General features: G+C 61.2%; 14 protein-coding genes and 1 pseudogene. 9 read left to right on the top strand and 6 right to left on the bottom strand.

Going from position 1 to position 19162, the window contains the following annotated elements:
* Positions 1-478: 478 nt before the first annotated feature.
* Positions 479-1558: a hypothetical protein gene (locus tag M8312_RS13310; RefSeq protein WP_250118162.1), complete on the top strand. Its 1080-nt coding sequence runs from the start codon at positions 479-481 to the stop codon at positions 1556-1558.
* Here M8312_RS13310 and M8312_RS13305 read toward each other — a convergent pair.
* On the bottom strand, positions 1555-2568 hold the full coding sequence (locus M8312_RS13305; RefSeq protein ID WP_250118161.1) for a glycoside hydrolase family 43 protein: 1014 nt from the start codon (positions 2566-2568) through the stop codon (positions 1555-1557). The genes M8312_RS13310 and M8312_RS13305 overlap by 4 nt on opposite strands.
* Positions 2569-2698: 130 nt before the next feature.
* On the opposite strand from M8312_RS13305, the pseudogene M8312_RS13300 reads away from it, so the two are divergent.
* Both M8312_RS13300 and M8312_RS13295 read left to right on the top strand, forming a co-directional pair.
* Positions 2699-2967 (top strand): annotated as a pseudogene (locus tag M8312_RS13300) (tyrosine-type recombinase/integrase); the annotation flags it as partial.
* Between the two features lie 506 nt (positions 2968-3473).
* Positions 3474-4208, top strand: coding sequence for a PEPxxWA-CTERM sorting domain-containing protein (locus M8312_RS13295; RefSeq protein ID WP_250118160.1), 735 nt, complete (start codon positions 3474-3476; stop codon positions 4206-4208).
* Between the two features lie 171 nt (positions 4209-4379).
* On the opposite strand, the gene M8312_RS13290 is transcribed toward M8312_RS13295, so the two are convergent.
* Together M8312_RS13290 and M8312_RS13285 are read right to left on the bottom strand one after the other, a co-directional pair.
* On the bottom strand, positions 4380-5489 hold the full coding sequence (locus M8312_RS13290) for a catalase family protein (RefSeq protein WP_250118159.1): 1110 nt from the start codon (positions 5487-5489) through the stop codon (positions 4380-4382).
* Between the two features lie 272 nt (positions 5490-5761).
* The gene (locus M8312_RS13285; RefSeq protein ID WP_250118158.1) at positions 5762-5977 is read right to left on the bottom strand and encodes a hypothetical protein; all 216 of its coding nucleotides are present in this window, start codon (positions 5975-5977) and stop codon (positions 5762-5764) included.
* 123 nt (positions 5978-6100) lie between these two features.
* On the opposite strand from M8312_RS13285, the gene M8312_RS13280 reads away from it, so the two are divergent.
* Positions 6101-8497 carry a tetratricopeptide repeat protein gene (locus M8312_RS13280; protein WP_250118157.1) on the top strand — a complete coding sequence of 799 codons (2397 nt, stop codon included), beginning with the start codon at positions 6101-6103 and terminating at the stop codon, positions 8495-8497.
* 35 nt (positions 8498-8532) lie between these two features.
* Here M8312_RS13280 and M8312_RS13275 read toward each other — a convergent pair whose 3' ends face one another.
* Together M8312_RS13275 and M8312_RS13270 are read right to left on the bottom strand one after the other, a co-directional pair.
* Complete coding sequence (locus tag M8312_RS13275; RefSeq protein ID WP_250118156.1) at positions 8533-9438, bottom strand: TolB family protein; 906 nt, start codon at positions 9436-9438, stop codon at positions 8533-8535.
* 417 nt (positions 9439-9855) lie between these two features.
* Complete coding sequence (locus M8312_RS13270; RefSeq protein WP_250118155.1) at positions 9856-10314, bottom strand: hypothetical protein; 459 nt, start codon at positions 10312-10314, stop codon at positions 9856-9858.
* Between the two features lie 366 nt (positions 10315-10680).
* On the opposite strand from M8312_RS13270, the gene M8312_RS13265 reads away from it, so the two are divergent.
* A complete protein-coding gene (locus M8312_RS13265) occupies positions 10681-12813 on the top strand; it encodes an FG-GAP-like repeat-containing protein (protein ID WP_250118154.1) in 2133 nt (710 codons plus the stop codon).
* 436 nt (positions 12814-13249) lie between these two features.
* Here M8312_RS13265 and M8312_RS13260 read toward each other — a convergent pair whose 3' ends face one another.
* A complete protein-coding gene (locus tag M8312_RS13260) occupies positions 13250-13507 on the bottom strand; it encodes a hypothetical protein (protein WP_250118153.1) in 258 nt (85 codons plus the stop codon).
* A gap of 510 nt (positions 13508-14017) precedes the next feature.
* Here M8312_RS13260 and M8312_RS13255 point away from each other — a divergent pair.
* The 4 genes from M8312_RS13255 (at position 14018) to M8312_RS13240 (ending at position 18926) form a co-directional block, all read left to right on the top strand.
* Positions 14018-14320, top strand: a complete 303-nt coding sequence (locus M8312_RS13255) for a hypothetical protein (RefSeq protein WP_250118152.1) — start codon at positions 14018-14020, stop codon at positions 14318-14320.
* Between the two features lie 369 nt (positions 14321-14689).
* Positions 14690-15319, top strand: coding sequence for a YqiJ family protein (locus tag M8312_RS13250; protein ID WP_250118151.1), 630 nt, complete (start codon positions 14690-14692; stop codon positions 15317-15319).
* A gap of 34 nt (positions 15320-15353) precedes the next feature.
* Positions 15354-17150, top strand: coding sequence for a flotillin family protein (locus tag M8312_RS13245; RefSeq protein WP_250119790.1), 1797 nt, complete (start codon positions 15354-15356; stop codon positions 17148-17150).
* A 267-nt stretch (positions 17151-17417) separates the two neighbouring features.
* A complete protein-coding gene (locus M8312_RS13240; RefSeq protein WP_250118150.1) occupies positions 17418-18926 on the top strand; it encodes a tetratricopeptide repeat protein in 1509 nt (502 codons plus the stop codon).
* The last annotated feature ends 236 nt before the right edge of the window (positions 18927-19162 follow it).

Raw genomic sequence — 19162 nt, 5'->3', positions numbered from 1 at the left:
CTCTCGTAAGCAGCCGTTCATTCATATGAGCTTGGAATGCGAGCAACCGGGAGCGGCTTGCAGTTGGAAGCGCTCACACAAAACCTGCGATCACTCGTAACCGGAGCAACGCGAGCGGCTGTGCGTTAAGTTGAAACAAGTTGACCAAGAGGCGTGGCAGACAGCCATGGACAATGTGGCAGATCAGAGGAAGCCTGGGCCCGACATGGGAGAGCAAAGTCTTGAGCAGTCGCTAGCTAAAGGCAAGGGACCGTCCAAAAGCAAGCAAGGTCCCAAAAAGGTGGCCGTAAAGCAGAACCAGACCTCACGTCCGTAGGTTTTGGCGACTGCGTCAATGATGCTCAATCCTGGATCGTGAGCCAAGGAGACGAACATGCCTGCGAAATGTTGGGCTTGTCTTGGTTAGCTGATGGATGCAGGCTTCGATAGCTTCCTTCAGGCGGGATTTGAATGTTCGTCTCACCGGCGGCGGGATGGAGTGCGCCTCGACCTGATCAGGGCCACGTCTCACGACAAACACATCTTGCAAGACTACGATGTTCTCGCAAAATTGGGCTTGAAGACCATCCGCGACGGATTGAGATGGCACCTTATCGGCAGGACGCCGGGCAGGTACGACTGGTCGAGTTGGCTGCCCGGCCTTGAGGCCGCCGAGCGGCTCGGCTTGCAGATTATCTGGGATCTTTTCCACTACGGCTCACCCGATCATCTTGACCAGGGCGCGCCAGATTTCCCTGACCGCTTCGCCGACTTCGCTGTAGCTGCGATGAGGGTACACCGGTCGGTGAGCAGCCGGCCAGCATGCATCTGCCTTTTGAATGAGATAAACTTCATGGCTTGGGCCGTGAGCGAAGGCTATTTTCCACCCGTAGGCACGATGGAACACGGCTGGTTCAAGAGCCATTTGGTCCGGGCGGCTATCGCTGCATCCACTGCCATCAAACAGGATTGGCCGGACACAATCATAATCGGAGCTGAGCCTCTCATCCACATCGCACCCCACAATCGTCGTCGGCAGACCGTTAGGAAGGCGAAGCAGAACCTGCAGGGCATGTACGAGGCCTATGACTGGCTTCTCGGAGTTGCCCGGCCGGAGCTTGGCGGAAGCGCCGACCTGATCGACGTGATCGGATGGAACTTCTATCCTCACAATCAATGGTATTTCGAAGGTCCCACCATTCCGATGGGTCATCACGAATATCGGGCGTTAAGCCACATGCTCATCGAGATGGCCTCTCGGTATCGGAAACCGATGATGCTCTCGGAGACAGGAGCGGAGGGTACGGGAAAGGCCTCTTGGCTCCATTACGTAAGCCACGAAGTTCGAGATGCGATGGTGGGCGGCGCCGATATGAGGGGCATCTGCTGGTACCCAATTACCGCGTACCCTGGCTGGGACAACTCGAGGTATGCCGAGACTGGCCTCCTGTCCACGATCTTGGCGAACGGGACCCGGAACATCGACGCGCGCCTGTTAGGCGAGCTACAGATGCAGCAGATGCTTTTTGCCTGCGAGCCGGACAGAAGACCCAAAGTGGCAGGCGGTGGACGCCACTAAACGACGGGTGAAGGTTGCAGGCTGACTGAGGGGGTTCCCACATGCGGCCACCCGTCACGCCATTCGATGCGATCCATCAGCAGCACTCGGCGGCTGTTGATCTCGTCCTCTTGCCGCTGCCGGGGCCGCTCGATGTCGATCGCATGATAAACGATCCAGTCTTGCCCCGCCTCATCCTTGATGATGCAGTTGTGTCCAGGCGCGAGCCAGCGATCGCTCCTAGATAACATCAGGCTGTGAGGAACACCCTTGGCTTGCTCGAGAGTCTCGAACGGCCCTGTCGCGCTCTTCGAGCGCGCGACCATGACCCCGTACTCCGCATGAGGGCCGCAGCAATTGTCACCCGAGTAAAACAGGTAGAAGAAGTCTTCGTGCCGGATGACCCATGATGCTTCAACGAGCCGAGGAAAGCTGCCTTGCTCACCATTTGGCCAGATCAGGTCGATAGGCGCACTGCCAGTTGCAAACGACCTCCGATCGGCCGCGAGTTCCTGAACCTTGATGGGCTGGAACCCGGAACCCCAGTAGAGCAGATGCTTGCCGGTGACCGGGTCATCGTAGGCCATAGGATCGATGAATTCGAATCCCACACCGAGCAAAAGGGGCTCTCCCATGTCGACAAACGGGCCGGCAGGTGAGTTCGAAGTCGCAACGGCAAGCGCGTGCCCCCGCTGGTGCACTTCGCAGACGTCGGGGGTGGCCGAGTAGTACATGAAATAGGTCGTGCCATCGAAGATGACGCTTGGAGCCCAAAAGTCTTGCGTTGTGCTCGCCCAGCGCGGCTTCGCGGGCAGCGCATCACCAAGATATTGCCATTCAATGAGGTCCGCTGATCGCGCGACCTGGACGTTGACCCACCCGTCCTCACGCAGTGCCTGCGTTGCGTAGGCGTAATAATATCCATCCGGCGCGTGGACGATGGCCGGGTCAGGGAAGTCGCAGTCGATGATGGGGTTCAGGTATAGCTGCTTGGGAGCATCGGAACGCTTCGAGGCATTTGGCACGGGCATCTACTTATCGGTCCTAAGCGGCTAATTCGGGCCCGTCCATCTATGATCAAGCTGGCTTAACATCAGCTTGAAGATTTGAACTTGCCGGGCTGGTACCAAGACGACCATTCAAGTCGTAGCGACGTCCACGTTCCCGAGCCGCGTTGATCGGCTCGCGCATATGAGTACCCGACAATATGCTCGCCTGGTCGACGAATGGGTGACTGCGATCGGTCTGCGACGAGAAGACTACGGAACCCATTCGCTGCGACGCACGAAAGCAGCCCTGATCTACAAGCAGACAGGAAATCTGCGGGCTGTGCAGGTCTTACTCGGTCTACCAAGATCGAGACAACCGTTCGGTACCTTGGCGTGGAAGTTGAAGATGCCTTGGCGCTGGCCGAAGCGACCGAAATCTGAGCAGGATGGTTCGCCAACCCACCACTCCCGTGCTTCGAGGAGCCGGGGCCCACATTTAGCCCACGGGGCGCCGGCAACTTGCGCGATCGGACTGTTTTCCGGCCGGTTATCCTGCAAAGACCGATTTCGCTAATTTGCAGGATAACCTCGTAGGAAGCTGCCAATGCTGATGTCCGAAGCTGGCGGATTTACAAACGTCCGGTAGTCGGCGCTTGCGACCCGTTGCGGGCATATCTTAGAATCGTCATTGCCTAAACTGGCAGCAGATAGGCGGCATGCGAACCCGCTCGCACCGCGACTGGCAATCTGTGCCGGCCGAAATTTGGGCGGTGGCGAAGGCAAGGTACTCACTTAAAGCGCCGAAGCCATTACAGGCTAAATCCCGTACCTCTCATCTGCGGAACATCACTCGTGCAGCCTTGTTAACCAAATCGAGCCGCCTGGCTCGTTTGGCGTCATCCGGCCGTGCACTCGTCGGGTGCTTCCATCGCATCCGAGGAGTATCGATGATGAAGGCCTATCTGCGTACTGCGGCCGTGATGTCCGCACTAAGTTTTGTCGCCATCCCACAGGCTGCTTCCGCTGCCATTGTTTATTCTGGCGTGTTCACACCGCTTAATGGGAGCGGTGTTTCTGGTACCACCACGCTCACGCTTTCAGATGACATGACCTCGCTTAACGTCATGATCCACGCAACTGGCCTTGAGCCCGGCAACGCGCATGTTGGGCATATTCATGGCCTTAATTCCGCACCGGGCGTACCGGCCGACTCGACAACTCCAACACTCGCGCAGGACACGGATCGCGATGGTTATGTTGAGTTGGCCGAGGGGCAGACGAGCTATGGGCCGATCCTCATCCCCTTTGGCAACGTTGACCCCAACCTGGATGGAGTGGTCGACTTCAATCAGACGTTCAACCTTCTCGACCCTGCTACCTACGCAGCCGGCTTCAGCATTAACGACTTGCTTGGAGCCGACCGCAGCGGCCTGACCTTGCGGGAGATTGTTCTGCACGGCATGACTGTCGCTCCGGGCGTAGGTGCTGGCACCCCCGGCGAAGTGAATGGAACCGGCGGATACCTCGCCGTGCTGCCGGTCGCCTCGGCTGAGATCGTGCGAGGTGGGGTCAGCGCCGTGCCTGAGCCCGCGACCTGGGCATTGATGCTGTTCGGTTTTGGCGCCGTCGGCTTCTCGATGCGCCGCCGTGGAACTGGCGACCTTTTGCTGCAAGCCGCCTAACTCGCTGCAGCGAGCGAAGAAGAAGGGCTCGGCCGTCTGGCCGAGCCCTTTCTTGTTCGCCTTTCGCCATTGCCTGCATGTCCGGTTGTCATCAGCTTCAGATATTGGCGTCCTGAAAAGAGTGATATCTCTGCTTCGCAGTGGTGAATGGAAAGCCCGACGGCTCTCTTGTCAGGAAGTCACTGCCTCGAGCGCTCGCGCGTCGTGCATCGGACAACCGTTGAACTTCGAACGGAACTCGGCCGACATCTCGTATGTGTGCCGTCGGGCGCGGTTGACCGAACCAAGGGGCTGGTGCGCCGACAGCCCATGCCAGGGGCTGAAGAAGACCTGCTCGTCGGTCAACTCCTGGACTTCAGTCCCGATTGAGATCTGTGGGGCAACCATGATCCGCGCGACGGCTTGATACGGACTCGCCTTTTCATCCCAAACAACTGAAGCGTCCTCGACCGGCATCTTGTTGAGATCGGTGCAGAGCTGCACCCGGAGCTCCCACTCACCGCCCTGCTCTATTATCGTGTTACGGACCTCTTCGCGCAGCGCATCGGGGCGGCCCGTTACGTCCACTCGTTGGCCCTTGAGCTGCGTTAGGTGGTCGGACACCGGCACCAGAGCGAATTTCGCAATGTAGTCGCCAAAGCGAAATGCGGTCTGGCTGTAATAGGTGCCGCCCAGAGGGTGCGTGATCGGGACGCCGCCCATCGACTTGAGCATGGCGCTTTGGCCACCCACCGCCTCAAGTAAGTCTTCAAGCCCGCGGAATGTGGCCGAGAGCGCCTTCTTCGCCCATTCCGCTTTGTCGGTCGTGGCAGCGAGCTGCTTGAGCGAACCCAGAAACTTCTTGGCGTCGGGTGCGGCGAAAGCGGGATCGCTCGCCAAAACAAAGTTCTGGCTCGTCTCACCCTTGCTTTCTGGTAGACGCTCGCCAGGCACGTCCAGCACTTTCAGAGCCATTCCGCGTGCTGCCGATACTGCATCGTCGAGGATATCCCCTGGCTGTGTCGATAGCCGCATTACGGCCTTGTAGGTGCCAGGGGAGGCGAACAACCCCTGCGCCAGTTCCGCCGGCAGGTTCGACGCGATGGTCAGCTCGCCTTGGAAGACGCCGTGCGCTTTGGCGTGAACGGCACGCACTGCATGCCCGTAGTCTTTCGATGTGGTCTCCTCGATCGACCGCATCGTTTCCGTCAAGTCCCGATGGACCTGCTCCTCGTCTTCGATCGCCTTCTCGACGGACGGGCTGTAGGTTGCGGGGGTAGTAAGCATGAGGATCTCCTTCATGAGCCCTCCAGCGAACCGCCACTCACGATGTTCCAATAGATGAGACCGCAGGCAGCGCTGCACAGCCCGCGCACACGAAGCTGAGTCAAGCGGGTCTCAAGCAAAACTGAAAATCACGCACTAATCGCGTTGCCAATGTCGGTCTTTGCCCTAAGTCTCCCATCAAAAGACGTTGGGGCGGACTCGGTCTCAGCATCACTGCCGACCTGCGCAGAATCAGGTAGCGCTGCTCCACCGCGTAAGCGAAAACTTAACAGCAACCCTCAAAACTGTTACGCCCATTCGCACACCGGGGAACTCACGGCGATGGGCTGCTTCGCGCGGAAGGTCGAGAGGTGAACGTTACGGCGCGCATTCGCCAACCGGCCGTGCAGGCGCTGGTGGTGGTTCATTGCCTTGGCCGAACTAGGGTAGAGGACCCGCTCGGCAACTCTGTCGGGATTAGGTCCCGCAAAGCCCGGGCCGTATTGGCGCTGCTTGCGCTTCATGGGCGGGCGATGTCGCGCGACTCTCTCGCCGACTTGTTGTGGAGCGACCGAGGTCCCGCTCAAAGCCGATCCAGCCTGCGCCAAGCTATCTTTGAGCTTCAGCATGCCTCGGAGGACGTCGGATTGCTCCTGGACGCCAGTCGCGGCGAGGTGACGATTTCGGCCGGTGCGGCGATCACCGATCTCACCATGATCGAGGCGGCCGTGGACACGGACGACTGGCACCGTGTGCACCATCTGCTTGCGTCGTCCGAGCGCGGCCTCCTCACCGATCTGGATGGGCTGGACGAGCAGCTGGACGATTGGCTGCGCCTGGAACGCGCGCATGTTCCAGCTCGAACCCTCAGGGCGGTGCTGAACGGAGCTGCGCGTTGCGCCGCCGAGCGTGGTGCGAAGGTCGGGCTCGAGATCGTCAATCAGGTGCTTCGGCTAGACCCGACGAACGAGGAGGCCACCCGCCTCGCAATGCGGCTAGCCGCCGAGAGGGGGGACGCGGCGGCGGTGCACCGCTACTTTGCTGCTCTCCGCACTCAGTTGCGGGATGAATTCGACGCCCATCCCGCTGCGGAAACGCTGGCCACGCTTCGGCGGTATGGGAAAGGGCAAGCGCTAACAAGTGACGAGGAGAGCGACCCACCTTCCATTGAGCAGAGCCCCATCCATTCGCCGCCATACAAGGCAGGCGCCAAGATCAGATGGGCACTGGCGCTGTTCTTGGTTGCCAGCATTCTGGCTGCTGCGCTGATCCTTCCGTGGCGCAGCGGATCCGTTGCCACTCAACCGAAGACCTTCCTTGCTGTGTTGCCGTTTGAAGAGAGCCTCTCGGATCAGGAATCCCTTGCGGTCGGGATCGGAGAACAAACTCGCGGCATGTTGACCGGAAATCCGGGTTTCCTGCTGCTTGGGCGAGCCACAACGGAGGCGGCGGCGGCGCAGAGGCTCATCCCCAGCGAGTACCGCCGGCGGTTCGGCGTCACGCACCTGCTGGAGGGGACGGTCAACCGCGCGGGCCATGAGATCGTCGCTTCGGTCAGTCTTACCCGTACGAGCGATGGCGCTGCGGTCTGGCACGGTACGTTCCGGAGCCGGAGCGACAGCCGGATCGCCCCTCAGGTTGCGATTGCCGGCGCAATCGAAGGCGCACTGCGAGGGCGGCTTGCCCCGGGTGGCGGTCGAAAGGCCGAGCAGATCGCGACCTCGCCCGAGGTTTACGCCTCATTCAGTGAAGCCCGGCAACTGATCAGCGAACGTGAAAGCCAAGGCGTGCGCCGGGCGGAATCGTTGCTTCGCGATGCCGTTGCTCAGGACCCCAATTACGCGCCGGCTTGGGCACTGCTCGGAATTGCGATTAGCTTTAACAATCAAGGTGTGGCGGCGAACAATGGCGCGCACGCGGAAGCCTTGAGCGCCGTTCAGCGTTCGCTGTCCCTCGCGCCCAACTTCGCGCTGGCGCATGCCGCACTGGCGCTCGCGCAAGGTGAGCAGTCGCAAGCGGCCGAGGCTTCGCTGCGCCGCGCCATCGCCCTGGACCCGGGTGACTCTGACGCGCTGACCTGGCTTGGCAACTCGCTCAGCGCTCAGGGCCGAATGAAAGAGGCGGCTGCCTTTTATGAGGAGGCAATCAGGATCGATCCTCTGCTTTATCCGGCAGTGCAGAACCTGGCACAGGTCGCGAGCGATCTCGGCGACAGCAAGCGGATTGATCGGCTGATCGATAGCACCAGGCGAGCCGGCGCAAGCGAAGAGTTCATCGACAGCCTCAATGTTCGGCGGCTCTATTTGTCCGGTGACTTCTCGCAAGCTCTGGCTTTGCTGAAGGCGCGCGGTCTCGACGGCAGCGGCCGGGCCAGGCCGTTGCTGTGGGCGGGGTGGTTCGACACGCTGACGGCCACTGGCTCGTACAGCGCTATGCACCGGATTACCGGTTGCCCCTCATGGTACGCGCCCTTGCTCCGCGGAGAAACGATCGCGCCCCAGTGGGAAAAGGGAAAGCCGGTTGCCCCGGAGATCTTCTGGACCTCGCAGTTCTTCTCGGCACCAGCTGCACGAGCGATGGTCCGCCTGCATCATGGGCGTGATCTCGTTGTTCTGTACCGGCGAGCTTTCCGGGACGCCGACGAGTTCATTTCGCGGGTAGACCGCCGCGCGATGCTGCCCGAATTGGCATCCAACCTTGCTCTCGCCCTTGAGGCCAACGGGCTCAATCAGGAAGCAGATTACCTGCTATCCGCAAGTGCGCAGCGGATGCAGCGCGCAATCGCAAACACGCCCGACCGATCGTCACTCGCTCGATTGGCGATGATCCGAGGGGCGCAGCATGACGCGCCTCAAGCGCTTGCGTTGCTCGACGAAGCCACCCGCAAAGGATGGTTTCCCGACGGACATACAGTTGCATTAGACCTCGCGCAGGAGCCTGCCTTTGGGGGTCTTTCGGGCAACGGCCGGTTCGAGGCCATCCGCAAGCACATCCTTGCCCAGGTTGAACATGAAAGGGCGGAGATCGGACCTTTGCCGGTCTGATTGCTCCGCCCGCAACTGGTAATTCTTGGTCTCAATCAGCGTGTCGCGGTCCAGATGTCGGCGGACCCTTCTCCGGGTCGCGTAGTGCCAAACATCAGTCGGCTGCCGTCCCATGACAGCGATGCCCGCGACTCTCCGGCCGAGCTGTTAATACCGTTTTCTAAGTGTACGGCGGTGCCCCAGGGCTGATCCACAGTCGAGCGGGTCGCAGTCCAAATGTCCGTTCCGCCCAGCGTACCGAAACGGGTGGAATCCCACACGATCTCCAGTCCGTCGCGGCGGACATTAGGACGGGCGTCCGCGGCCGAACTGTTCACTCCGCCGGGGGCGAGTTGAGCTGGGCCGAAGTCGACGCTGTAGTAGATCCGCTGCCTCCCTTCGCGTGTGCTGGAGAAGTAGAGGTATTCGTGACCGTCGGCCTCAAACCATGATGGGCTCCACTCCTCTGCGGGGCTGTTAATGGAGTTGTCGCCAGTGGGAAGTCGCTCGGGTGTCTGGAAGCCGCGCTGGGGCAAGTGCTTTGCGACATAGATGTCAGTGTTCGTCGAACTGGATCGCCGAACGAAGAACAGGCGATTGCCGCGCACCGGGTCCGGGCAGAACTCATCGGCCGCCGTATTGATCTCGGGTCCGGCATTTACCGGGGTGCCCCAGCCATTGCCGGTCCAGGGCGCGATCCAGATATCAAGTCCGCCGTGACCGCCGGGGCGGTTCGACGCCATGTACAGGCTCTTGTCGTACGGATCGAGGATCGGGCAGCCATCGTTTGAAGACGTGTTCAGCTGGTTACTTGAAGTGGGCAGCGACTCCGCGTTGAACGCGCGGCCCCAATCACCAAACTGCCGGGCGTCGGCTGCGACGGCTGTCGTCAGCGCCGTCAGCCCCAACAGCAATATCGCTCGGCGCGAAGGACGCCACCGGATGTTACCTTGCCGCATCATACCCTCCTGCGCAGGCGAGCGGAGGTGCTCGCCTGTCGACTGCATTGTGGAGCGGGCAGCGTTTGGACAACGTCAATTCAGCGTGAAAACGGCGCTAAATGCGACACATGATTTAATTTCGGAATGTTTCATGAGGCAAGCCCAGCGAAAGATCCTTCACCGGTGCGGCTCCGCGTGAACGATCGTCAGGTATTGCGGGCGCTCACCCGAAAGCAGATGGTCCGCTATCCACCAAGAATAGGCGTTGAGCATCCAGCCCTCGGCGGCCAAATGTGGCCGTAAGCAGACCGTCTGCTCTTGGGTGCCAGACCAGCTTTCCGGTCATTCGTTCAGCTTAGCAGCAAGCGGCCGCTTTCGACCTTTTGCGGACATTCAGCTTGAACGTTGAAGGACATTGTCAACAGTGTGTGGACAGGATCACCGAGGCTGCATGGGCGGCACCTCTGTGCTGGTGATGATCGGCGGCCTCCGGTTAAAAGCGGACTTGCCCAGCCGTGAAGCACACCAATCGTAAGCACTGATCCACTCTTCGGTCAGCCCGCCGTGCTCGCGCGTTATCTGACAAACGCGTCCCGCCTTGCGTTGGTCACCCTGCCCGAAGAACACGGTGACCTCAGGGCCCGAGCCTGAAGTGACCGCTTTGACCCCCATGCGGGTCGACGAAGGCCGTGAACTATCGACCTGACCATTCCATGGTTTGATGCCACTCGCATCGACAAGCGCCTGAGCGAAGCTTTCATCGTGCACGCCGATCGGCCTTTGAATGAGCTTGGCGCTTGTCGCACGCCAGCTCTGCAAACCGAAATGCTGCTCTGAAATCACGCGGGGCCCCGGCTCGCCCAGAGAAAGGACCATAAGGATCAGACCAAGTTGCATAACATGTCCCTTTCAACGCGGGTCTGACTAACTCTCATGCGTCTGCTCTCCACCCAACTCGGACCTCCAGGCAAGAGGTCTGAATTCGACCCATTGCGGACGTTCGCGCGACGTGAGGATCCATCTCGAGGGAGGTCGAGCGGGCGAGGAACGTTGGAAAAGCAGTGCTGGGGCTAAGCTCGCGACCGCCTTGGCAACGCCGCCGCCTTTGTCGAAAAGACGAGCGATGTTGCTTTGATAACATCTGTCATCAATGATGATCAGGGTTCGTCTGTAGGAGTTCGTGTCCTGTCCCTCGTCCCTGCCCTGCCACCCGAGCCGACGAGCCCGCGTGAGACCGGCGTCTACCTAGCCGACAACGGCCAGGTGAACATCACCGCAAGCACGGTCATCCACACCAGCGGGACGGCATTTCAGGTCTACAATGGGCTGCGGGACGGTTCGTCCTTCCGGAATGCCGGGGAGATTTGGGCGCACAATGGCGCGGTGCTGGTCGGAAACAGCTTCGGCGACGTGGTGAACCTGGGCTTGGCGGTGGCGGAAGGCGACGTTCAGGTGACGGCCTTCAGCGCGTTTCAGTCACTGACCAATCAGGGCTCGATCTATGCGGTCTCAAGCGGGCTCACCGCCGCGCTGGCGATCTGGGACTATGGCGGCGGGCTGACCGAAGCCGTGATCCGCAACAGCGGGCTAATCGCCGCGCAAACAGAAGCGGGCGGCGCCGTATACGCGATCCGGCGCGAGAATGGCGGGTCCATCTACAATAGCGCGAGCGGAAGCATCCTGGCCGAGGGCGGCTTTGCGACCGCCATTGCGGTCATGCGCGGTGGCGTGGGCACTCAGCCAACCATCATCTCCAACGACGGGAGGATCGAGGCCGTATCGCTTGCTGCCGGCGCGACCAGCGTTGCGATCGGCGCAAGCCATGGCGCTATTGAGACCATCGCGATCATCAACAACGGCCTGATCCGGGGTGACTACGCCATCGCCTTCTCCGAGCAAGGCTATCAGCCTCCGCAGTATTGGGGCAGCGAGACGGTTACCAATGGCGCGACCGGCGTCATCGAGGGCCTCGTTGACCTTGGCGACGGGCACGACACGCTGATCAATCAGGGCGTGATCCACGGCGACATCCACCTCGGCACCGGCAACGACCGCTATGAGGGAGCCCAAGCGGCAAGCGCCGTGGTGGTCTTCGGGGATGCCGGGTACGACTCGCTAGTCGGCGGCGCGTTCGACGACCGGTTGACCGGCGGCATCGGCGACGATGTGCTGACCGGTGGCCTTGGTCACGACGTCCTGTCGGGCGAGGCCGGGTTCGACACCTTCCGCGATACGGCGGCGGGTCTCGACGGCGACACGATCGTCGACTTCGCGGTGGGCGACAGGATCCTGATCACCGACGCGACGCCGGCCAACTTCAGCTTCACCCTGACTGGCCAGACCCTGACCTTTAGCGGCGGCACCATCACCTTCGCCACGCCGCTGAGCGGGCCGCTGGTCGCGACTGGCGCGCCGAGCGGCGGGGTGCGGATCACCATCGCGACGGTGACCCATGCTGCAAACAACGACTTCAACGGTGACGGCCGAAGCGATGTTCTGCTCGGCCGCTCGACCGGCGCGGTCACCAATTGGCTGGGCCAAGCGGACGGCGGCTTCACCAGCAACCACCAAGTCGCTACCTATGTGCTGGCGACCGCCTGGCATGTCGCCGCCAGCGGTGACGTGAACGGCGATGGCAGGGTCGACCTTATCCTGCGCAACGAAGACGGCACGGTGACCGAGTGGCTGGGGCAGCCCGACGGCGGCTTCACCTGGAACTCGGGAGCGGTCTACGCCCTTGCCACCGCGTGGCACATTGTCGGCACCGGCGACGTCAACGGCGACGGCCGCGCTGATCTGGTGCTGAGCAACGGCAATGGACAGCTGACCGACTGGCTCGGGCAGGCGGACGGCACCTTCTTCTCCAACCACCAGCTGGCCAGCTACGTGCTGCCGGCGGGCTGGTCGGTGGCAGCGATGGGCGATTTCGACGGCGATGGACGGAGCGACCTGCTCCTGCGCCTGACACCGGACGGAACCGTGACGGAGTGGATGGGCCAGGCAGACGGCTCCTTCCGTTGGAACGACGCGGCGACCAACGCGCTGCACCCGGCGTGGACGGTCGAGGGGGCGGCCGACATCGATGGGGATGGCCGGTCGGACCTGGTGCTTCGCAACACGGTGACGGGCGTGGTGACCGACTGGATCGCACTGGCCGACGGAAGCTTCGCCAGCAATCACGCGAAGGCAAGCTACGCGCTCGACGCCGCGTGGAAGGTGGAGCAGATCGGGGACTATAATGGCGACGGGATGTCGGACCTGCTGCTGCGCAGAACCGACGGCACCGTGACCGAATGGCTGGGCCAGGCGGATGGCGGGTTCAGCTGGAACTCGGCCGTGATCTACAGCCTCGACGCAGGCTGGGCCGCGCAGCCGGGATTGCACAGCATCATCTGAGCTCGCGAGGGTGGCCGTGCGTCCCGGTTGAACGGGTGAGCGATGGTCGTCGTGGACGTCAGCACCCATTCCCGTTACGGCCGCCATAATGCCCTCGCGGAGCTATGCCTGAGACCTAGTGCCCCGATCGAGAGCATAGCGCGCTTTAACTTGAGCCAACTTGGCCGTCGAAATGTTTGGACGCTTCCTCAGCACTTTTCTGAAAATCTTTGACGAACCTCTGCGCGAACTTGGCGAGTCCCTTTGTCCCAGACCGTGGATGGCCGCCCGAGTAATTAGTAGCTTGCGAGTTACCCGGGCAGCTTGTCCTGAGGGCTCAAAGTAGAGCTAGTTGGCCGAAGACCTGACACCGTTGACGCGAGTACACTGGCCGCCTCGCTGAAGGCGGCTTCGCGAATTCGCAAATGTCAGCTGGAGGAGATGTTCAGATGGGCTCTCACCGCACGGAAAACTCATAACCGTCGCCCGGCACCCCGATGATCAGTTCCTCCCGGCTTGGCGCGTAAGACACGGCTTTCTTGCTTGTGTGACAAGGTAAGTCAGAATTCGGATCCACCAACTCACCGATGGTGAAGGTGCCAACTCCGATGGCGCCGATCCGTGACTTGTAGCGCACCTCCTCTCCATGTGGTCCCTTCCACATGTAGCGCCACTCGTCCCATGTCTGACCGACCTTCAGCTGATGTCTAATCATCTGGTAATACGCTGTGCACCGCACCGGTTTTCTCGCCGGCTCGAACTCGCAAGTCTGAACACGATCCCGGATCCACTTGGGTCTTGGCGCAGCCGATCCGGGCGCCGTGAGGCCCACCCCCACCGCCAGAAAGACCAATGATCGCCGCAGAGGTGCCACTGCGTGAAGCTAACCCCACCGCAACCCGCGTCAATGTCCGGCCAGGAAGATGCGTAGGCGGCGCTATGCTCATCTCGGCTCCGAACGTCTCCGGTCAGGATAGAGACGTCCGCTTTCCGACCAGACCTGCCACTCGGTGGCTGCTTTGCCTAACTTGAGCTTACCGGCAGCACCTGACCGAAGGCAGACATTCGCCGCACTGGTGAACGAAAGGCTGTACCGGGAGCTTGGCGCCCCTGAGCAAACGGTCTGCTTACGGCCAGCTGCGGACACTGGCTCGAGCTCGCCAGACTAGCTGCGGAATGGCGGCAATGGGTGGAAAGCGGACCTTCGCCGCTCTACCCAACAGCCATGAAGATCGCCGTTGACGAGAACCGCATAACTATCTGCGGTCGCGCCGGTGGCACCGTCCGCTTTACTGACATCGCCGAGGTCGCCGCTGAGAAGATGGACAAGGTCACCTACGAGGAGGTGTTCCTGATAGTGCAAGCGCGAACCGGTGAGGTCATCACCTTAGGCGAGTTGGACGAAGACTTCGCACAAGCAGAGCAAGTCCTGCGAATGCGACTGGAGGGCTTCTCCGAAAACTGGTGGCAAGAAGCCGAGCAGCGCCCCGCAGGTCTCAGGGCGAAGGTTTGGCAGGCTGCAGCTTAAATGTCTGCAATGGGTCGCAAGCTGCCGTTCGCGGCTCAGCTGAACGAACGACCGGAAAGTCGCGCCAGCGCCCGAAAGCAGACAGTCTGCTTCCGGCCCGCTACGCACGGCGTGCAGTCGACTTCCACTTGCCTGAGGTTGCCAGTGCCCCCACACGAACCAGTTCAGCAGGTTCGACACGCGAAGCCCTCGTCCTTCGAGCGGGGAGTTATTTTCGTCTGGTTCGAAGGTATCCTAGAGCGAAAGGCACCCGCACTTTAGCTGGCGGAAGGGCGGCTCTAGTACGGGTTGGTCCGGAACCGGACAGCCTGCTTTCGGCCGTGGTCACCCATTGCAGCCATCCGTAGTCCCCGATAATCTCCGAACAGAATGGCCTCTTTATTACTCGATTTGCTTACGCCAGCTTACATTCCCTTTGTCATTTCGTTCGTCGTAATGCTTGGTATTGGCCTCATCGAAGCAGTGGGCCTCGGATTGGGGCACATTGACGTTCATCCGGACGTGACAGGCGATGCAGACGCCGACGGTGCGACGCTGCTCGACTGGCTTGGCCTGGGCGAGATGCCCGTCCTCATCTGGCTGACGGCCCTGCTGGCGTGCTTCACCCTGCTCGGACTTGCGACCCAGCAAGTTGCGGCGGCTTGGCTGGGCGCGCCGTTGTCGCCCGCCATTGCAGCGGTCGGCGCAGGGGTCGGCGGCCTTATCCTGAATACCTATGTGTCTAGCGGTCTAGCGCGCATCCTCCCGGGTCTGGAAACGACTGCCATCACATCGGATGAGCTTCTGCGGCTGCGCGGCACGGTGCTCGAGGGAACCGCTCGGCGCGGCCGGCCCGCACGCGCCAAGGTAGTCGATCGATTCGGCCAAGCCCATTATGTGATGATCGAGCCACACGAAGACAGCGACACTATCGCACAGGGTGAGACCGCATTGCTTGTGCGCCATGAAGGCTCTTTATTCTTTGCTCTGCCCGACGTCAGTCAGCTTCGCGCCTCCTGACGTTTCTTAATTCTTCCAGCAAGTGGAGGCCGACGTGCCCGCATCTGTGTTGACCGTGCTGATCTACGCCGGGATCGTTCTTCTAACCCTGCTGGTGATTGGGATCATCCTGACGCGCTTATACCGGCGTGCAACCAAGGACGTCGCGCTGATCCGAACAGGCTTCGGCGGAGAAAAGGTCGTCCTTAACGGCGGCATCATGGTCATTCCCGTCTTGCATGAGCTGATGCAGGTGCGGCTTACGACGGTGAAGCTGGAAGTGTCACGTCTCAACAAGGACGCGCTGATCACGCTTGACAAGTTGCGGGTGGATGTCGTCGGGCTGTTTCACATCAAGGTCAAGCCCGACGCGACCTCCATTGCGGCGGCGGCTCAGACGCTCGGTGACGCGGTCAACAGCCCCGATGCCGTGAAGGCACTGCTGGATGGCAAGCTCGTGTCTGCGCTGCGCTCGGTCGCGGCGACAATGACGATGGAGCACCTTCATGCCAACCGCGCCGACTTCATCCAGAAGGTGCAGGAAGCACTGATGACCGATCTGGACATGAATGGCTTCCAGCTTGAGTCGGTCAGTATCACGCACTTCGACCAAACGGCGTTCGAGCATTTCAACGAGAATAACGCCTTCGACGCGGAAGGGCTGACTGTGCTCACCCGGACGATCGAGGAGCGCAAGAAGATCCGCAACGACATCGTCGCGACCAATCGGGTCGAGATCGAGCAGCGGAATCTCGAGGCGAACAACCAGTCGCTTGAGATCGCCCAGGCCGCCGAGCAGGCCCGGCTGCTGCAGGAACAGACATTGTCCGCACGGCGCGCCGAACAGGCGACGGCAATCGCAACGGCGGAAGCTGAGCAGACGCGGCTGGCCGAGCTTGCCCGAATTAGTGCGACGCAGGCGCAAACCGTGGCCCAAACGGAGGCGGATAAGGTCGTGAAAACGGCCACGATCGCCCGTGACGGTGCCATTCAGACCGCGACGATCGAACGCGACCGCAACATCGAACTGGCCCGCATCACCACCGCCGTTCAGACTGCTCAGAAGTCGGAGGAGGAATCGACCGCTACTGCGGCTGCTAACGAGGCACGCGCGCTAGCCGTTCGCGCTGAGGAGAGCGTCGAAACTGCCAAAGCGACGGAAATCGCCAACCGCACCAAGAACGTGGCGGTGATCGCGGCGACGCAGCGTGCGCAGGAGGAGGCCGTCCAGATCACGGTTGCGGCTACGGCCGAGAAGGAAGCAGCCGAAGCCCGCGCGGCGGCGATCCGCACCGAAGCGACGGCCGAAGCCGACGCCGAGAAAGCGCGCGCCGAGGGCCGCGAGGCAGCCTTCCGGGTTGATGCTGCGGGTCAGGCCGCGCTTAACGAGGCCACCAACATTCTCAGCACAGATCAGACTGCGCTGCTGGTCCGCAAGGCCATGCTGGACGCTCTGCCGGCAATCATCGCTGCAGCGAGTAAGCCCATCGAGAACATCGACAAGATCAGCATCGTCGATGCGCGGGGACTGCACGGTGAACAAGGCGGGCCTGGTGGCTCAGGCGCGGGGGAGGGGAACCTTGCGGATGCGGCCGTCGCCGCCGCCATGCGCTATCGTGTGGGCGGGCCGTTGATCGACGCGCTGATGGGGGAACTTGGAATGGACGGGCGCTCACTCAATGGGTTTTTGGCCGGCGGTTCGGCACCGTCCCCGCATATGCGTGAAGAGGGTTCTTCACAGGGGAAGTCAGCAGCTCGGCAGATTGACCGCGTTGCAAATGGCGCGGCTGGCAGGGACAGGAGCAGCTCGCGCCGCGATCCGCTGAACGGGGCCGAAGCATCCCAGCCTTAAACTCGGGCAAGCTAAGACGGTGTGACTTGTGCATTGGGGCTATGTGCGAGGACTCCCATTGCCGTCTGCGCGAAACTGAACGAACGGCTGGAACATCGACTCCTCTGCCAAGAGCGGACGGTCTGCTTCCGCCCAAACCTGCCTCGGGGCGGCCTGAAATGCCCTCCGAAATCGGAGGGCCCACCAACTAGACTAGGGAAGGTAGTTGCGCATTCCGCGCGTTCGCGCAATCAATCGGCGAAGTAATAAGCGGGGGCTCACGAGCACATGGGGACGTTAGTTGTTAGCCTGTTGGCGCTTGCCACAGCCTCCATCCCGACGACGATTGTTGGCACCACGCAGAGCCCGTCTGAAGCAGCTGCAACTCATCTTAAAGCGGCGGCCGAAGCCGCGCAGCGAGAAGATTGCGAGACAACCTTGAAAGAGGTTGGGCCGGTCGTAGACGGGAACACGGCAGGCCTGCCTACCAACCTTCTCGCGGCCGCCTTTGATCTTGCCATCGTGTGCAACGCGCAACTGAATGAGATTGAGAAGACCGGTCAGTACGCCCACCGCGCCACGAGCCTGACCGAAGCGTCCGATCTGGCCTGGCGTATGCGGTTCTCCGCCGATTACGATGCCGAGCGTTATTCCCAGGCTGTCGAGACCTTGGAATCGATGAGGCAAAGCAGGGCAGCCTTACTAAACGGCCTCGATCCGCGATGGATTTGGCGTCTGCATTTTGCTCTAAAAAGGGCCAGGCTGAATGGGCTTGATAAGCGCCTGCTAACGATCCTGACCGCTCCGCTGTACGAACCGGAGGATCCCTCGTTCATCATCGATGACGGACGGGGCAACGCCAAGGCGATTTTGGCTGGATACTATATGGCCGAGGGCGATCGCGCTGGAGCGCTCAAGCTGGCGGCAGAGCTTTCGAGCGTCTCCGCAATCACGGAAGCTCTGTTCAATCCAGATCTTCGTGCCGCTTCTCGTCTGTCCTCTAATCTTCGCGTTGCTGCAGAGGCGGATCTGAACCGATTACGCGACCTGAAGAAGCGTTTTCCAAACTCGCTTCGACCACTGATCGGGGAAGCCAACGCCCTTCGTCAGCTCGGCCGCCCGGCCGATGCCATCGCGGCGCTTGAATTGGCTCGAAGCCGTATCGAGAGCAGCCCTCCTTTCGATGACCAGGCCGAGAACCTACCCTGGTGGTGGAATGAGCTAGGCTATGCGCACAGCATGGCGGGCAATTACGACGCGATGGTGGCGTCGTTTACAAGTGGTAGCGCTCTGAACGAAGACGGTTCGCCTAATGTCAGCCAGGTGATCAATCTGGGAACGCAACAGGTCGCGTTTGGCAGGTACGATGATGCCCTGCGCTCCGTGAGCCCCGAGTTTCTAAAGCGAGATATGAGTCCATTCGGCAAGATGCAGGCGCTGAGCGTGCGCGGTTGTGCGCTCGCGCTCTCCGGCAAGGTCGCCGAGGCTCAAGCCGTTCTGCGCGAGGCAATCGCGCACGAGAGCGACGATCCGGCCACCGTAACCGACCTCAGACTCTGCAGCGGGGAGGAGGCGGAGGCGGCGGCTTCGTACGTCAAGCGGCTCATGGATCAACGGCAGCGCCCGATTGCACTTAAAGAACTGGCTAATTACGCCAAGCCGGCTCCAAATGCGCCAATCGACCCTCGCGATCTTCGAAGAGCCAAGGTCGCGTTGCGTCCCGAGGTGCAAAAGGCACTGAATGCCGCTGGCGGCGTCGTCGAAGTTCCGCTCCAGCGGAACTCGCTAGGCTGGTAGAGCCCCGGTCATGCCTCTCGGCTCTGGTGGCACACCAGCTCAGCCTGTGATTGACGCTGGGGCCGGTTCAAACTTCCACAACGATGACCTCTTTTGGCCGAGAACAGATCGTCTGCTTAGGGGTGCCAAACTGCAGACTCGCCGTCCGTTGTGCCTGTGCGTGGTCGCATTTGACCACCTCACACAATGCAACGAAATTGTAGCGCCCTGGAAAGTTGAACGCCGACGGTCATGTT

Source organism: Sphingomonas sp. KRR8 (assembly GCF_023559245.1).
Taxonomy (GTDB): Bacteria; Pseudomonadota; Alphaproteobacteria; order Sphingomonadales; family Sphingomonadaceae; genus Sphingomicrobium.
This window is presented reverse-complemented; position numbering and strand designations above follow the sequence as displayed.

Coding starts and splice junctions, on each gene's coding strand:
- M8312_RS13305 (WP_250118161.1), bottom strand. CDS start 2,568: ATGCCCGTGCCAAATGCCTCGAAGCGTTCCGATGCTCCCAAGCAGCTA.
- M8312_RS13295 (WP_250118160.1), top strand. CDS start 3,474: ATGATGAAGGCCTATCTGCGTACTGCGGCCGTGATGTCCGCACTAAGT.
- M8312_RS13290 (WP_250118159.1), bottom strand. CDS start 5,489: ATGAAGGAGATCCTCATGCTTACTACCCCCGCAACCTACAGCCCGTCC.
- M8312_RS13285 (WP_250118158.1), bottom strand. CDS start 5,977: ATGAAGCGCAAGCAGCGCCAATACGGCCCGGGCTTTGCGGGACCTAAT.
- M8312_RS13275 (WP_250118156.1), bottom strand. CDS start 9,438: ATGATGCGGCAAGGTAACATCCGGTGGCGTCCTTCGCGCCGAGCGATA.
- M8312_RS13270 (WP_250118155.1), bottom strand. CDS start 10,314: ATGCAACTTGGTCTGATCCTTATGGTCCTTTCTCTGGGCGAGCCGGGG.
- M8312_RS13260 (WP_250118153.1), bottom strand. CDS start 13,507: ATGATTAGACATCAGCTGAAGGTCGGTCAGACATGGGACGAGTGGCGC.
- M8312_RS13255 (WP_250118152.1), top strand. CDS start 14,018: ATGAAGATCGCCGTTGACGAGAACCGCATAACTATCTGCGGTCGCGCC.
- M8312_RS13250 (WP_250118151.1), top strand. CDS start 14,690: ATGGCCTCTTTATTACTCGATTTGCTTACGCCAGCTTACATTCCCTTT.
- M8312_RS13240 (WP_250118150.1), top strand. CDS start 17,418: ATGGGGACGTTAGTTGTTAGCCTGTTGGCGCTTGCCACAGCCTCCATC.